Origin of the sequence: Pseudomonas schmalbachii (assembly GCF_017589465.1) — a bacterium.
GTDB classification, from domain to species: domain Bacteria; phylum Pseudomonadota; class Gammaproteobacteria; order Pseudomonadales; family Pseudomonadaceae; genus Pseudomonas; species Pseudomonas schmalbachii.
This window is the reverse complement of sequence record NZ_JAELYA010000007.1, coordinates 261,354-275,386: the sequence shown is the minus strand read 5'-3', so window position 1 is coordinate 275,386 and position 14,033 is coordinate 261,354. Positions and strand designations below refer to the sequence as shown.

The following is a 14,033-nucleotide window of genomic DNA, read 5'->3' as shown; positions in this document are numbered from 1 at the left end:
GGTGGCGGTCAGAACGAGAAAAGCCCGGCTGAGCCGGGCTTTTCCTTTCCTGCGATACGTTCCGGTTACAGAACGGACAGCGGGTAGTCGATGATCAGGCGGAATTCGTCGGCGTCTCCGTCGATCTGCTCGGAGCTGGCGCGGTGCCAAGCTTGACGGATGCGGAAGGATAGGTCCTTCGCTGCGCCTTCCTGGATCACGTACTTGGCCTCGAGGTTGGTTTCGTGGTGTTTTTCGTCTCGGCCATCGGCGTTCGTCCAGCCAGCTAAGGAATATATCGGGCCTGCATTGCTGGCGTCGATATTGTCGCCAGTGATGTAACGAGCCATGAAGCTCAGGCCGGGTACGCCGTAGGTGGCCATGTTCAGGTCATAACGTGCCTGCCAGGATTCTTCGCCCGGGCCGTTGAAGTCGGAGTACTGAACGGAGTTGGCGAGGAAGATCGAGTCGCCGCCGCCGTTAGTGTCGCCGACCCCGAGGTAATCGAACGGAGTATCGCTATCGACTTTCTGGAAGGCCAGAGTGAAGGTGTGGGCGCCCAGGGTGTAGGCCCCAGCCAGCGAGAAGGTATCGTTGTCGATATCGCCCGCGTTGGCGTCGCCTTCGTCCTTGGTCTTGTAGTAGTTGAGGTCGAAGCTGAGGGCCTGATCGTCGGAGATCGGCAGGGTGTAGTTCAGGTTGGCGTAGTACTGGTTCCAGATGTCTTCGAACTTGGCACCGTACAGCGAGGCGCTGAAGTTGTCGGTAAAGGCGTAGCGGCCACCGAGGAAGTCAGCTTGAGGGGTTTCCACGCCAGCGTAGGTGGCGAACAGTTCGCCGTCGCGGTTGGTGGTGTTGTAGTTGGTAGCCGAGTAGAAGTGACCGGCTTCCAGGTCGAGGCCGGTGATCTCGCTGCTGGCCAAGTGGATACCGCTGGCGGTTTGCGGCAGCAGACGGGTACCGCCGACGGCGAATACCGGTGCTTGCGGTTGCATATCGCCGAACTTCAGCTCGGTCTTGGAGATGCGGACCTTGCCTGCGCCGCCGGCCTTGCCATAGCTGTCTGCAGGCTCGCCATCATCCTGAACCGGCAGGTTGCCAGTGCCGGTACGGCCGGGGCCACCATCCAGTTTCAGACCCAGGTAGCCGAATGCGTCAACACCGAAGCCAACCACACCCTGGGTATAGCCGGAGTTGTAAACGGCATGGAAACCTTGGGTCCAGTCTTCACGCTTGTTGCCGCCACCATTGCGCAGGTCGCGGTTGAAGTAGTAGTTGCGAACCAGGAAGTTGAGGCTGCTGTCTTCGATAAAGCCTTTAGCTTCGGCTTGATCGCCAACGAAGGGTTCGGCCACTGCCATCTGGCTGGCTGCGGCGGCTGCGGAAACCGCCAGGGCGATGGCGCTCCACTTCATCACTTTCATTGTGATTGCTCCTTTGGTTTTGAAGTTATCTGCCATCACAACGCCGTTGTGACGGCTAATTCTTTTTGTCGGCGTTAACTTATAGCACGCGTTAACTGTTGGCGATAGCTATCGGAATCTTCAGGTAAATTCCTGGTGGGGCTGTCGCAATTGCGCATGAGTTTTGTCGCAATTACATAGGTTTTATATCTAAGAGGCAGTCTCTATGCTGCCTTTTGGCATTTGTCCTGTAGCCCGCTATCGACTTTATGGTCTGCGCTGCCCGCTGTCTAATTGCTGGAAACTGCGAACAGCATTTGTCCCCCATTGCTTTCGTTACGCCAGTGCTTCTAGCAAGAGTCGTGCACAAACTCTATTGCGAGTTGAAATATATGACAGAGGTGGTCTTCGGCAAGGATTATGGAGCTATCCGGAAGTGGCGTTGGAGCGATCGTCTCCAGGACTGTGCACTGGTCTGGTGCTTCTTCATTGCCACTGTGCCCCGTCGGGGTGATGGCTGCTCTCGCTGGGTCGGCTCCTGTATCCTGCGCGGCTTCTTGTGCTCGATGTGGGGCTAAGCTCTATGTCGTGCTCGTCGTACAGGAGAGGTCATGATGTTCGTCCTGGATTCCCGTCTGCAGCAGGATACCTTGCCGATAGGCGATTTTCCGTTGAGTCGCCTGCTGCTCATGAACGATGCTCAATATCCGTGGTTCATCCTGGTGCCGCGCCGCGAGGATGTCAGCGAGTTGTTCCAGCTCGATCCGGAGGATCAGCAGGAGCTCTGGCGCGAGGCCACGACTCTGGCCGAGGTTCTCAAGGACACGTTCAATGCCGACAAGATGAACGTGGCCAATCTTGGCAACGTCGTCAGTCAGTTGCATGTGCATGTGATCGTCCGTCGTCGCGATGATGCGGCGTGGCCGGCACCGGTCTGGGGCAGGCATCCGGCGCGTCCGTATACTGCCGAAGAGCTGCAGGTCGTTCGCGAGAAGCTGCGCATGGCGCTGGATGATGGCTTCAATTTCACGCAGGGGTGAGTGATGGTGCTGGAAGAGCGGGTTGCCGATCTCGAGAGTCGGCTGGCGTTCCAGGACGACGCGCTGCAGACGTTGAGTGATGTCGTCTATGAGCAGGAACGGGTCATCGAGCGCTTGAGTCTGCAGATGCAGGTGCTGATCAGGCGGCTGGAGGAATTGCAGGGGGAGGTCGGTGTGGTCGACGACGAGGCGCCGCCGCCGCACTACTGAGCCAATGAAAAGGCCCGCCATGTTCGGCGGGCCTTTTCATTTATATGGAGCGTGATTTCAGCGTCGGCTGGGGAGGGCGGCGATCACGTCTTCCGCCTGCAGTCCCTTGTCCCGTTGCACCACCGAGAACTCCACGCGCTGGCCTTCGATCAGGATGCGGTGACCCTCGCCGCGGATCGCGCGGAAGTGCACGAAGATGTCTTCGCCGCTATCGCGGGAAATGAAGCCGAAGCCTTTGGACGTGTTGAACCATTTCACCGTGCCGGTTTCGCGGTTCTCTCCACCATCGCTCATTGCCGGAGCGTATTTCTCGGTTTTCTGCCGATTGGCGATCAGGTGAAGAATCACGGCGAGCGCCAGGATGACCAGCGGCAGCAGGATGGCAGGCTGACCACCAATGGTCGGTAGCGGTGCGAGCAGGATCAGCGCCTGCACGGCGGTGGCGGCGATGACCAGCGCGGAAACCAGTGCCTGCAGTTGTTGTTGCGCGTCCTTGTGGACGATCGGGGCAAGCAGCAGGCTGGTCAGGCCCAGCAGTGCCAGGTAGACGGCATCCGCTTGTTGCAGGTAGGGCAGGGCTTCGGTACGCAGGCTTGGAATAAAGGACAGCAAGAGGGCGGCGACGCCCGTCAGGAGATGGACGATTTTCAACATGTTGTAGGTTCACCTTGAACGGTAACGACGAATCAGCCGGTCGACGCGAACCCTTGGAATAAAGGTGGAGCGTGATGGATTGCCGGCCTATGCGCATGACGCACGGCGGCTATTTAACAGCAAACCATGGGGCTTCTCAAATCAGCCGTTGGAGGGATGGGATGTGTCTGGTTCGCGTGGTGAAGGAGCGGCCCGGAGCGAGTCCGGGCCTTGCCGTGATCAGGCGTCGAGAAGACTGCGCAGCATCCAGGCGGTTTTCTCGTGGACCTGCATGCGCTGGGTCAGGAGGTCGGCGGTGGGTTCGTCGCTGACCTTGTCGATCAGGGGGAAGATGCTGCGCGCGGTGCGCACCACGGCTTCCTGTCCCTGGACCAGTTGCTTGATCATTTCCTTCGCTTCCGGCACGCCTTCTTCTTCCTTGATGGAGGAGAGGCGGGCATAGGCGGCATAGGTGCCGGGGGCCGGGAAGCCAAGCGCACGGATACGTTCGGCGATGCTGTCGACCGCCAGGGCGAGTTCGTTGTACTGGCCTTCGAACATCAGGTGCAGGGTGTTGAACATCGGCCCGGTAACGTTCCAATGGAAGTTATGGGTTTTCAGATAAAGGGTATAGGTGTCGGCCAGAAGGCGGGAAAGGCCTTCGGCGATGGCGGCGCGGTCCTGTTCGCCGATACCGATGTTGATTTCCATGGAGTTCTCCTTGTCCAGTTTCCGGGAAGACCCGATCTGAATTCAGCCTAACACAGCCTTTTCCGACGAGTCTTTGGCACGAATCAACCGCTTCGATTGAGCGTTTCTATGATAATGCGCCCCCTGTGCTGGCGAGGTGGCGCGTATCGGCTGCCGGGCGGGGCTCCCGGGGCGGCTGCAAGCCGCAGATTTTTCAGGCTATAATCCGCGTCTTTGCCGCCGGGTGCGGGCCCGCGGCGTAGTTACAGCCAAGGTGTCCCGATGCCGATTTACGAATACCAGTGCGGATCCTGCAATCACCATCTGGAGAAGATCCAGAAGTTCAGCGATGCCCCGTTGGTCGATTGCCCGGCCTGCAATGCTCCCGAACTGAAGAAGCTGCTGTCTGCCCCCGGCTTTCGCCTGAGTGGCGGTGGCTGGTACGAGACCGACTTCAAGACCGGTGCGAAAAAGAACCTGGCGTCCTCCGAAGGAGCTGCGGCCTGTCCCGCCACCGGTTGCGGTGCCGGTGCCTGTGCCGCCGGCGATTGATCGGTTCCAAAGAATCCAAGACTTGCGAGAAGCGAACACACCATGATGCGCAGCCATTATTGCGGCCAATTGAACGAGAGCCTGGACGGCCAGGAAGTCACTCTTTGCGGCTGGGTGCACCGCCGTCGCGACCATGGCGGGGTGATCTTCCTCGACGTGCGTGATCGCGAGGGCCTGGCCCAGGTCGTGTTCGATCCGGATCGTGCGGAAACCTTCGCCAAGGCCGACCGCGTGCGCAGCGAGTACGTCGTCAAGATCACCGGCAAGGTGCGGATGCGTCCCGAAGGCGCGCGTAACGCCAACATGGCTTCCGGCGCCATCGAGGTGCTGGGCTACGAACTGGAAGTGCTGAACCAGGCGGAAACTCCGCCGTTCCCGCTTGACGAATATTCCGATGTCGGCGAAGAAACCCGCCTGCGCTACCGCTTCATCGACCTGCGCCGTCCGGAAATGGCCGCCAAGCTGAAGCTGCGCGCGCGCATCACCAGCAGCATCCGCCGCTACCTGGACGACAACGGTTTCCTCGACGTCGAGACCCCGATCCTTGGTCGTCCGACTCCGGAAGGCGCGCGCGACTACCTGGTGCCGAGCCGCACCTACCCGGGCCATTTCTTTGCCCTGCCGCAGTCGCCCCAGCTGTTCAAGCAGTTGCTGATGGTGGCCGGCTTCGATCGCTACTACCAGATCGCCAAGTGCTTCCGCGACGAAGACCTGCGTGCCGACCGCCAGCCGGAATTCACCCAGATCGACATCGAGACCAGCTTCCTGGAAGAAAGCGACATCATCGAGATCACCGAGAAGATGGTGCGCCAGCTGTTCAAGGAAGTGCTGAACGTCGAGTTCGACGAACTTCCGCACATGCCCTTCGAAGAGGCCATGCGCCGCTACGGTTCGGACAAGCCAGACCTGCGCATCCCTCTGGAACTGGTGGACGTCGCCGACCAGCTCAAGGAAGTGGAGTTCAAGGTCTTCTCCGGCCCGGCCAACGACCCGAAAGGTCGCGTTGCCGCCCTGCGCGTACCGGGCGCCGCCTCCATGCCGCGTAGCCAGATCGACGACTACACCAAGTTCGTCGGCATCTACGGCGCCAAGGGCCTGGCCTACATCAAGGTCAACGAGCGCGCCAAGGGCGTGGAAGGCCTGCAGTCGCCGATCGTCAAGTTCATCCCCGAGGCCAACCTGAACGTGATCCTCGATCGCGTCGGCGCGGTCGATGGCGACATCGTGTTCTTCGGCGCCGACAAGGCGAAGATCGTCTGCGACGCCCTGGGCGCGCTGCGCATCAAGGTCGGCCATGACCTCAAGCTGCTCACCAAGGAGTGGGCGCCGCTGTGGGTCGTGGACTTCCCGATGTTCGAAGAGAACGACGACGGCAGCCTGACTTCGCTGCACCACCCGTTCACTTCGCCCAAGTGCAGCCCGGAAGAGCTGGAGGCCAACCCGGCCAACGCGCTCTCCCGTGCCTACGACATGGTGCTCAACGGCACCGAACTGGGCGGCGGCTCCATCCGTATCCACGACAAGTCCATGCAGCAGGCGGTGTTCCGCGTGCTGGGCATTGACGATGCGGAGCAGGAAGAGAAGTTCGGCTTCCTGCTGGACGCCCTCAAGTACGGTGCGCCGCCGCATGGCGGCCTGGCCTTCGGTCTGGATCGCCTGGTGATGCTGATGACTGGCGCCGCGTCGATCCGCGAAGTGATTGCCTTCCCGAAAACCCAGAGCGCCGGCGACGTCATGACCCAGGCTCCGGGTACCGTGGACGGCAAGGCCCTGCGCGAGCTGCACATTCGCCTGCGCGAGCAGCAGCAGCCGAAAGCGGAATAAAAGTCGAATCGAGCGTGGCGCCCTGATGGGCGCCCCCTCTTCAGGTAAAGAGATCGGAGTGAGTTATGGCTGGTCATTCCAAATGGGCCAACATCAAACACCGCAAAGAGCGTCAGGACGCCAAGAAGGGCAAGATCTTCACCAAGCTGATCCGCGAACTGACCGTAGCGGCCAAGCAGGGTGGCGGCGTACCGGCTGACAACCCGCGCCTGCGCCTGGCGGTCGACAAGGCGCTCACCGCCAACATGACCCGCGACACCATCGATCGCGCCATCGCGCGCGGCGCGGGCTCCAACGACGCGGACAACATGGAGGAGCTGACCTACGAAGGTTACGCTCCGAGCGGTGTGGCGATCATCGTCGAGGCGATGACCGACAACCGTAACCGCACCGCGGCCGAAGTGCGTCATGCCTTCAGCAAGTGTGGCGGCAACCTCGGTACCGATGGTTCGGTCGCCTACATGTTCGAGCGCAAGGGGCAGATCAGCTACGCTCCGGGCGTCAATGAGGACGCGTTGATGGAAGCCGCTCTCGAGGCCGGCGCCGATGACGTGGTCACCAACGATGACGGTTCCATCGACGTGTTCACCAGCTTCGCCGACTTCATCTCGGTCAACGAGGCGCTGATCGCCGCTGGCTTCAAGGCCGAAGAGGCGGAAATCGCGATGATCCCGTCGACCACTTCGACCCTGGATCTGGAAACCGCGCAGAAGGTCCTTAAGCTGATCGACATGCTCGAAGATCTGGATGACGTGCAGAATGTCTATTCCAATGCGGACATCCCGGACGAGGTAATGGCTCAGCTGGGCTGATCCGGTCGCAATCCTGGGCAATCAAGCCGGAAGCTGGGGCCTGGGCTCCCGCTTCCGGCTTTTGGTATCTGGCGTATGACTCTGATTCTCGGTATCGACCCCGGCTCGCGAATCACCGGCTTCGGCGTGGTGCGCGATACCGGCCGCGGCTGCGAGTATGTCGCTTCCGGCTGCATCCGCACCGGGAATGGTGAATTGCACGAGCGTCTGCAGATCGTCTTCCGTGGTGTGCGCGAAGTGATCCGCACCTACGGGCCGACCATGATGGGCATCGAGCAGGTGTTCATGGCGCGTAACGCCGACTCCGCGCTCAAGCTCGGTCAGGCCCGCGGTGCGGCCATCGTCGCGGCAGCGGAAGAGGGGCTGGCGATCGCGGAGTACACCGCGACCCAGGTCAAGCAGGCGATAGTGGGAACCGGCGCGGCGGACAAGCAGCAGGTACAGATGATGGTGATGCATCTGCTCAAGCTGACCCAGAAGCCGCAGATCGATGCCTCGGATGCCCTGGCCATTGCCCTGTGCCACGCGCACACCCGGCAGAGCCTGGTGCCGCATGGCCTGGTGGGCGCGCGGCGGCGCGGCGGTCGTTTACGCCTGTGACCGGTTCGGACCGGTCGGGCACATTTATTAAGGACAGTTACCTGTGATTGGACGTCTGCGTGGCACCCTGGCGGAAAAGCAACCGCCACACCTGATTCTCGATGTGAACGGCATCGGTTATGAGCTGGAGGTCCCGATGACCACTCTCTACCGCTTGCCGTCGCTGGGAGAGCTGGTGACCCTGCACACGCATCTGGTCGTTCGTGAGGACGCGCACCTGCTCTACGGTTTCGCCGAGAAGCGTGAACGCGAGCTGTTCCGCGAGTTGATCCGGCTCAATGGCGTGGGGCCGAAGCTGGCGCTGGCGCTGATGTCCGGGCTGGAAGTCGATGAGCTGGTGCGCTGCGTGCAGGCGCAGGACACTTCCACGCTGGTGAAGATTCCGGGGGTCGGCAAGAAAACCGCCGAGCGCCTGCTGGTGGAACTCAAGGATCGCTTCAAGGCCTGGGAGAGCATCCCGTCGATCGCACCGCTGGTGGTGGAACCGAAGTCGGCGGCGGTAGTCTCAAGCGCCGAGGCGGATGCCGTCAGCGCGTTGATCGCGCTTGGCTTCAAGCCGCAGGAGGCGAGCCGCGCCGTGGCCGCCGTGCAGGAGGAAGGTTTGTCCAGCGAAGAACTCATCCGACGCTCATTGAAAGGCATGGTCTAGACCGATGATCGAATCCGATCGCCTGATTTCCGCCGTCTCCAGCCGTGAACGCGAGGAGCAGCTGGATCGTGCCATTCGTCCGCTGAGCCTGTCCGACTATATCGGCCAGCCGAGCGTGCGCGAGCAGATGGAGCTGTTCATCCAGGCCGCCAAGGGGCGCCGGGAAGCCCTCGACCACACGCTGATCTTCGGACCGCCGGGCCTGGGCAAGACCACGCTGGCCAACATCATCGCCCAGGAAATGGGCGTGGCGATCAAGAGTACTTCCGGTCCTGTGCTGGAGCGTCCGGGCGACCTGGCGGCGCTGCTGACCAATCTCGAACCGGGCGACGTGCTGTTCGTCGACGAGATTCACCGGCTGTCCCCGGTCGTCGAGGAAGTGCTGTATCCGGCCATGGAAGATTTCCAGCTGGACATCATGATCGGCGAAGGGCCGGCAGCGCGCTCGATCAAGCTCGATCTGCCGCCGTTCACCCTGGTCGGTGCGACGACCCGCGCCGGCATGCTGACCAATCCGCTGCGTGACCGCTTCGGTATCGTCCAGCGTCTGGAGTTCTATAGCGTCGACGACCTGACCACCATTGTCAGCCGCTCGGCCGCAATCCTCGGGTTGATCATCGAACCGGCAGGCGCTTATGAGATCGCCCGCCGAGCCCGGGGTACGCCACGTATCGCCAACCGCCTGCTGCGACGGGTGCGCGATTTCGCCGAAGTGCGTGGCAATGGACGGATCAGCAACGATATCGCCGACAAGGCGCTGAACCTGCTCGACGTCGACGAGCGCGGCTTCGATCACCAGGATCGCCGCCTGCTGCTGACCATGATCGACAAGTTCGACGGCGGGCCGGTGGGCATCGACAACCTGGCCGCGGCCATTGGTGAAGAAAGACACACAATTGAGGACGTGCTGGAGCCCTATTTGATCCAGCAAGGCTATATCATGCGCACGCCGCGAGGGCGCGTGGTAACCCGGCACGCCTATCTGCACTTCGGTCTGAAGCTGCCTGGGCGGATGGGAGAGAACATGGCATCTGATCTGTTCTCCCCTGAAGATGGTAATTAATTGCATTTGTGGGCGATTGGCAATTGGCAAAGCCCTGACTTGGTTCTAGAGTATGCGCGCGCAACACGGGGAGCAGCCGTTCCAGCATCGTTTCCGGGTCTATTACGAGGACACCGATGCAGGCGGTATCGTCTACTACGTCAACTACCTCAAGTTCATGGAGCGGGCTCGCACCGAGCGGCTGCGTGATCTGGGCTTTGCCCAGTCGCAGCTGGCGGATGAGAACCTGCTTTTCGTCGTTCATTCGGCCGAGGCGCGGTACCATGCGCCTGCCCGACTCGACGACGAGCTTCTGGTCAGTGCCGAGGTGGAGGAATTGAACCGTGCGAGCCTGCGTTTTCGTCAACAGGTTCGTAGGGCGACAGATTCGACCTTGCTCTGTGAGGGGCGATTCCTGGTGGCGTGTGTACGGGCCGACAACCTGAAGCCTCGTGCCATCCCCGAAGTGTTGCGTGCGGCATTTGCCGGCAGTCCGGACATCCTTTCAGCAGGAGAATAACGTGGAACCGAACGTCGTCGACCATACCTCCATGTGGAGCCTGATCAGTAACGCCAGTCTGGTGGTGCAACTGGTCATGCTGACCCTGGTGGCCGCCTCGGTCACCTCATGGATCATGATCTTCCAGCGCAGCAACATGATGCGCTCGGCCAAGAAGGCCCTGGAAAACTTCGAAGAACGCTTCTGGTCGGGCATCGACCTGTCTAAGCTGTATCGCCAGGCAGGCAGCAACCCCGACCCGGATTCCGGTGTCGAGCAGATCTTCCGTGCCGGCTTCAAGGAATTCTCGCGTCTGCGCCAGCAGTCCGGCGTTGATCCGGATGCGGTGATGGAAGGCGTCTCGCGCGCCATGCGCGTGGCCATCTCGCGTGAGGAAGAGAAGCTGGAAACCAGCCTGCCGTTCCTCGCCACCGTCGGCTCCACCAGCCCGTACATCGGCCTGTTCGGCACCGTATGGGGCATCATGAACTCCTTCCGTGGCCTGGCTACCGTGCAGCAGGCGACCCTGGCGACTGTCGCCCCGGGTATCGCCGAAGCCCTGATCGCCACCGCGATCGGCCTGTTCGCCGCGATTCCGGCGGTCATCGCCTACAACCGTTTCGCCGCACGCTCGGAAACCCTGATCGGCCGCTACTACACCTTCGCCGACGAATTCCAGGCCATCCTGCACCGCAAAGTGCACGCCAGCGACGACTGAGAGGTAAGCCGATATGGCAAGGGTTCGTCACAAGCGCAAGCCGGTCGCGGAAATGAACGTGGTGCCTTACATCGACGTGATGCTGGTACTGCTGGTGATTTTCATGGTGACCGCGCCGATGCTCAACCAGGGGGTCAAGGTCGACCTGCCCAAGGTTTCCAGCGAGGCGTTGCCGCAAGACAACAATTCGCGGGTTCTGACCATCTCGATCAAGGCCGACAAGTCCTATTACTGGAACATGGGCGCCGAAGTCGACCCGGATCAGGGCAAGTCCAGCGAGACGGCGGTCGACCTCGATCAGCTGGTCAATGCTGCCAGCGGCATCATGGCCGAGAACAGCCGCCAGGGTAAGCAGGTCCAGGTCTTCGTCCGTGGCGACAAGTCTGTCGACTACGGCTCCGTCATGGCCGTCATGGGTGGCCTGCAGAAAGCCGGCGTTGGAAACGTCGGGTTGATTACCGAGGCTCCCTGATCTTGATCCAACACGAACGCTCTCCTTCGGAAAGTTACTTCTGGCCGGTCGTGCTGGCGGTTGCCCTGCACGTGCTGGTTTTCGCCATGCTCTTCGTCAGTTGGGCGACGGCGCCTGAACTGCCGCCTTCGCGGCCGATCGTCCAGGCCACGCTCTACCAGCTGAAGTCCAAGAGCCAGGCGACCCAGCAGACCAACCAGAAAATCGCCGGAGAGTCGAAGAAGACCTCTGCCAAGCAGTACGAAGTCGAACAGCTGGAGCAAAAGAAGGTCGAGCAACAGAAGATAGCGGCGGCCAAGGCGGCGGAACAAAAGAAAGCCGACGACGCTCGAAAGGCGGCAGAGGCTGAAAAAACTGCCGAAGCGGCGAAGGCTGCCGAAGCCAGGAAAGCGGCGGATGCGAAGAAGGCCGACGAAGCAAAGAAAGCAGCGGACGCCAAGGCGGCTGAAGCGAAGAAGCAGGCTGACATAGCCAAGAAGCGCTCCGAGGAAGAGGCCAAGAAGAAGGCTGCTGCCGAGGCGGAGAAGAAAAAGGCTGCCGAAGAAGCCAAGAAAGTGGCTGCTGCGGAGGCGGCGAAGAAAAAGGCAGCGGCGGAAGAGGCCAAGAAGAAGGCGGCTGCCGAGGCTGCGAAGAAGAAAGCGGCCGCAGCGGCAGCGCGCAAGGCCCAGGAAGACAAGAAGGCGCAGGCCCTGGCCGAGCTGCTTTCGGACGATACGCAACGCCAGCAGGCCCTGGCGGACGAGCAGGGTAGCCAGGTGGCCGGCAGCTTCGACGATCTGATCGTCAGCCTGGTGAGCCAGCAATGGACCCGCCCGCCGTCGGCGCGTAACGGAATGAGTGTAGAAGTGCTGATCCAGATGCTGCCGGACGGCACCATCACCAATGTCAGCGTGACCCGTTCGAGCGGTGATTCGCCGTTCGACAGTTCTGCGGTCGCGGCAGTGCGCAACGTCGGGCGGATTCCCGAGATGCAGCAGTTGGATCGGGCGACTTTCGACAGCCTTTACCGGCAGCGCCGAATGATTTTCAAACCGGAGGACCTGAGTCTGTGATTAACCTGATTCGCAATGCGCTCTTCGCATTGGTCGCATTCGTCGGCCTGGCGCAGGCGGCCGACCCGCTGGTGGTGTCCAGCGGTACCGATCGTGCCGTGCCGATCGCCGTAGTGCCGTTCGGCTGGCAGGGTGGCAACGTGCTGCCCGAGGACATGTCCAACATCATCGGCAACGACCTGCGCAATTCGGGCTACTTCGAGCCCATTCCGCGGCAGAACATGATCAGCCAGCCGGCCCAGGCCAGCGAAGTGATCTATCGCGACTGGAGCGCCATCGGTGCGCAGTACGTGCTGATCGGCAACATCGTGCCGGCCGGCGGCCGCCTGCAGATCCAGTACGGCCTGTTCAACGTGGCGACCCAGCAGCAGGTGCTCACCGGCAGCGTCGGTGGCAGCACCGATCAGCTGCGTGACATGTCGCACTTCATCGCCGACCAGGCGTTCGAGAAGCTCACCGGCGTCAAGGGTGCCTTCTCCACCAAGATGCTCTATGTCACCGCCGAGCGCTTCTCGGTCGACAACACCCGCTACACCCTGCAGCGCTCCGACTATGACGGCGCGCGTTCGGTGACCCTGCTGCAGTCGCGCGAGCCGATCCTTTCGCCGCGCTTCTCGCCGGACGGCCGCCGTATCGCCTATGTCTCGTTCGAGCAGAAGCGTCCGCGCATCTTCATGCAGTACATCGACACCGGTCGCCGCGAGCAGATCAGCAACTTCGAAGGCCTCAACGGCGCCCCGGCGTTCTCGCCGGACGGCAATCGCCTGGCCTTCGTGCTGTCCCGCGATGGCAACCCGGAGATCTACCTGATGGATCTGGGTTCGCGCCAACTGCGCCGCCTGACCAACAACGGGGCCATCGATACCGAGCCGTTCTGGGGCAAGGATGGTTCGACCCTGTACTTCACTTCGGACCGTGGCGGAAAACCGCAGGTTTACCGGATGAATATCAACAGCGGTTCGACCGAGCGGGTAACTTTCATTGGCAACTACAACGCCAATCCGAAACTTTCCTCGGATGAAAAGACCCTGGTAATGGTTCACCGCCAGGATGGTTACACCAACTTCCAGATCGCTGCCCAGGACCTGCAGCGGGGCAGTCTGAGAGTGCTTTCCAACACTACGCTGGACGACTCTCCCACTGTTGCGCCTAATGGCACCATGCTAATCTACGCCACCCGCCAGCAGGGCCGGGGCGCGTTGATGCTCGTCTCGATCAACGGACGCGTTCGGATACCTATTCCTACCGCTCAGGGCGACGTACGCGAGCCTTCCTGGTCGCCTTTCCTGAACTGACGGTTGCCAACTGTTTCAAACTTATACACTGGGGTTCATTAGGAGTTACATGATGGAAATGCTGAAATTCGGCAAATTTGCTGCGCTGGCTCTGGCCATGGCTGTAGCTGTTGGCTGTTCTTCCAAGGGCGGCGACGCTTCCGGTGAAGGCGCAAACGGCGGCGTTGATCCGAACGCTGGCTACGGTGCCAACAGCGGTGCCGTTGACGGCAGCCTGAGCGACGAAGCCGCTCTGCGTGCAATCACCACCTTCTACTTCGAATACGACAGCTCCGACCTGAAGCCGGAAGCCATGCGCGCTCTCGACGTACACGCCAAGGACCTGCGTTCCAGCGGTCAGCGCGTAGTACTGGAAGGCCACACCGACGAGCGCGGTACTCGCGAGTACAACATGGCTCTGGGCGAGCGTCGTTCCAAGTCCGTTCAGCGCTATCTGGTTCTGCAGGGCGTTTCCCCGGCTCAACTGGAACTGGTCTCCTACGGTAAAGAGCGTCCGGTTGCCACCGGCCACGACGAGCAGTCCTGGGCTCAGAACCGTCGCGTAGAACTGAAGAAGTAAGACC

The 14,033-nt window shown here is 61.2% G+C and carries 17 protein-coding genes and 1 pseudogene; 14 read left to right on the top strand and 4 right to left on the bottom strand.

Translation table 11 applies throughout. The features are described 5' to 3' along the window. Positions 1–65: 65 nt before the first annotated feature. Positions 66–1,403, bottom strand: a complete 1,338-nt coding sequence (locus JFY56_RS18760; protein WP_208315522.1) for an OprD family porin — start codon at positions 1,401–1,403, stop codon at positions 66–68. Positions 1,404–1,996: 593 nt separating this feature from the next. Between JFY56_RS18760 and JFY56_RS18755 the strand changes: the two genes are divergently transcribed. Beyond that, positions 1,997–2,422, top strand: coding sequence for an HIT family protein (locus JFY56_RS18755; RefSeq protein ID WP_208315619.1), 426 nt, complete (start codon positions 1,997–1,999; stop codon positions 2,420–2,422). Positions 2,423–2,425: 3 nt separating this feature from the next. Continuing rightward, complete coding sequence (locus JFY56_RS18750) at positions 2,426–2,632, top strand: SlyX family protein (RefSeq protein WP_208315520.1); 207 nt, start codon at positions 2,426–2,428, stop codon at positions 2,630–2,632. 57 nt (positions 2,633–2,689) lie between these two features. On the opposite strand, the gene JFY56_RS18745 is transcribed toward JFY56_RS18750, so the two are convergent. From JFY56_RS18745 to JFY56_RS18740, 3 genes and pseudogenes are all read right to left on the bottom strand, one after another. After that, positions 2,690–2,926 (bottom strand): cold-shock protein, encoded by a 237-nt coding sequence (locus tag JFY56_RS18745; RefSeq protein ID WP_208315618.1) that lies wholly within the window; start codon positions 2,924–2,926, stop codon positions 2,690–2,692. A 96-nt stretch (positions 2,927–3,022) separates the two neighbouring features. Then, positions 3,023–3,286: pseudogene (locus JFY56_RS24635) on the bottom strand (cold shock domain-containing protein membrane protein); the annotation flags it as partial. Positions 3,287–3,505: 219 nt separating this feature from the next. Then, on the bottom strand, positions 3,506–3,976 hold the full coding sequence (locus tag JFY56_RS18740) for a Dps family protein (protein ID WP_208315518.1): 471 nt from the start codon (positions 3,974–3,976) through the stop codon (positions 3,506–3,508). A 261-nt stretch (positions 3,977–4,237) separates the two neighbouring features. On the opposite strand from JFY56_RS18740, the gene JFY56_RS18735 reads away from it, so the two are divergent. From JFY56_RS18735 to pal, 12 genes are all read left to right on the top strand, one after another. Then, complete coding sequence (locus JFY56_RS18735; protein ID WP_208315516.1) at positions 4,238–4,507, top strand: FmdB family zinc ribbon protein; 270 nt, start codon at positions 4,238–4,240, stop codon at positions 4,505–4,507. A gap of 42 nt (positions 4,508–4,549) precedes the next feature. Next, positions 4,550–6,331 (top strand): aspartate--tRNA ligase, encoded by a 1,782-nt coding sequence (gene aspS / locus JFY56_RS18730; protein WP_208315514.1) that lies wholly within the window; start codon positions 4,550–4,552, stop codon positions 6,329–6,331. A gap of 65 nt (positions 6,332–6,396) precedes the next feature. Next, positions 6,397–7,143 (top strand): YebC/PmpR family DNA-binding transcriptional regulator, encoded by a 747-nt coding sequence (locus JFY56_RS18725; RefSeq protein WP_208315512.1) that lies wholly within the window; start codon positions 6,397–6,399, stop codon positions 7,141–7,143. Positions 7,144–7,218: 75 nt separating this feature from the next. Beyond that, a complete protein-coding gene (gene ruvC / locus JFY56_RS18720) occupies positions 7,219–7,743 on the top strand; it encodes a crossover junction endodeoxyribonuclease RuvC (RefSeq protein ID WP_208315510.1) in 525 nt (174 codons plus the stop codon). Between the two features lie 43 nt (positions 7,744–7,786). Next, positions 7,787–8,392, top strand: a complete 606-nt coding sequence (gene ruvA / locus JFY56_RS18715; RefSeq protein WP_208315508.1) for a Holliday junction branch migration protein RuvA — start codon at positions 7,787–7,789, stop codon at positions 8,390–8,392. A gap of 4 nt (positions 8,393–8,396) precedes the next feature. Further along, positions 8,397–9,455, top strand: coding sequence for a Holliday junction branch migration DNA helicase RuvB (gene ruvB, locus JFY56_RS18710; RefSeq protein ID WP_208315506.1), 1,059 nt, complete (start codon positions 8,397–8,399; stop codon positions 9,453–9,455). Positions 9,456–9,507: 52 nt separating this feature from the next. Next, positions 9,508–9,954: a tol-pal system-associated acyl-CoA thioesterase gene (gene ybgC / locus JFY56_RS18705; RefSeq protein WP_208315505.1), complete on the top strand. Its 447-nt coding sequence runs from the start codon at positions 9,508–9,510 to the stop codon at positions 9,952–9,954. A gap of 1 nt (position 9,955) precedes the next feature. Further along, positions 9,956–10,651: a protein TolQ gene (tolQ, locus tag JFY56_RS18700; RefSeq protein WP_208315503.1), complete on the top strand. Its 696-nt coding sequence runs from the start codon at positions 9,956–9,958 to the stop codon at positions 10,649–10,651. 13 nt (positions 10,652–10,664) lie between these two features. Further along, positions 10,665–11,123 carry a protein TolR gene (tolR, locus tag JFY56_RS18695; protein ID WP_208315501.1) on the top strand — a complete coding sequence of 153 codons (459 nt, stop codon included), beginning with the start codon at positions 10,665–10,667 and terminating at the stop codon, positions 11,121–11,123. After that, on the top strand, positions 11,123–12,175 hold the full coding sequence (gene tolA / locus JFY56_RS18690) for a cell envelope integrity protein TolA (protein WP_208315617.1): 1,053 nt from the start codon (positions 11,123–11,125) through the stop codon (positions 12,173–12,175). The genes tolR and tolA overlap by 1 nt, the downstream gene beginning before the upstream one ends. Then, positions 12,172–13,470 carry a Tol-Pal system beta propeller repeat protein TolB gene (gene tolB / locus JFY56_RS18685; RefSeq protein WP_208315499.1) on the top strand — a complete coding sequence of 433 codons (1,299 nt, stop codon included), beginning with the start codon at positions 12,172–12,174 and terminating at the stop codon, positions 13,468–13,470. Before tolA ends, tolB begins: the two co-directional genes overlap by 4 nt. Positions 13,471–13,522: 52 nt before the next feature. Beyond that, a complete protein-coding gene (gene pal / locus JFY56_RS18680) occupies positions 13,523–14,029 on the top strand; it encodes a peptidoglycan-associated lipoprotein Pal (RefSeq protein WP_208315497.1) in 507 nt (168 codons plus the stop codon). Positions 14,030–14,033: the final 4 nt, after the last annotated feature.

Coding starts and splice junctions, on each gene's coding strand:
- JFY56_RS18760 (WP_208315522.1), bottom strand. CDS start 1,403: ATGAAAGTGATGAAGTGGAGCGCCATCGCCCTGGCGGTTTCCGCAGCC.
- JFY56_RS18755 (WP_208315619.1), top strand. CDS start 1,997: ATGTTCGTCCTGGATTCCCGTCTGCAGCAGGATACCTTGCCGATAGGC.
- JFY56_RS18750 (WP_208315520.1), top strand. CDS start 2,426: ATGGTGCTGGAAGAGCGGGTTGCCGATCTCGAGAGTCGGCTGGCGTTC.
- JFY56_RS18745 (WP_208315618.1), bottom strand. CDS start 2,926: ATGAGCGATGGTGGAGAGAACCGCGAAACCGGCACGGTGAAATGGTTC.
- JFY56_RS18740 (WP_208315518.1), bottom strand. CDS start 3,976: ATGGAAATCAACATCGGTATCGGCGAACAGGACCGCGCCGCCATCGCC.
- JFY56_RS18735 (WP_208315516.1), top strand. CDS start 4,238: ATGCCGATTTACGAATACCAGTGCGGATCCTGCAATCACCATCTGGAG.
- aspS (WP_208315514.1), top strand. CDS start 4,550: ATGATGCGCAGCCATTATTGCGGCCAATTGAACGAGAGCCTGGACGGC.
- JFY56_RS18725 (WP_208315512.1), top strand. CDS start 6,397: ATGGCTGGTCATTCCAAATGGGCCAACATCAAACACCGCAAAGAGCGT.
- ruvC (WP_208315510.1), top strand. CDS start 7,219: ATGACTCTGATTCTCGGTATCGACCCCGGCTCGCGAATCACCGGCTTC.
- ruvB (WP_208315506.1), top strand. CDS start 8,397: ATGATCGAATCCGATCGCCTGATTTCCGCCGTCTCCAGCCGTGAACGC.
- ybgC (WP_208315505.1), top strand. CDS start 9,508: ATGCGCGCGCAACACGGGGAGCAGCCGTTCCAGCATCGTTTCCGGGTC.
- tolR (WP_208315501.1), top strand. CDS start 10,665: ATGGCAAGGGTTCGTCACAAGCGCAAGCCGGTCGCGGAAATGAACGTG.
- pal (WP_208315497.1), top strand. CDS start 13,523: ATGGAAATGCTGAAATTCGGCAAATTTGCTGCGCTGGCTCTGGCCATG.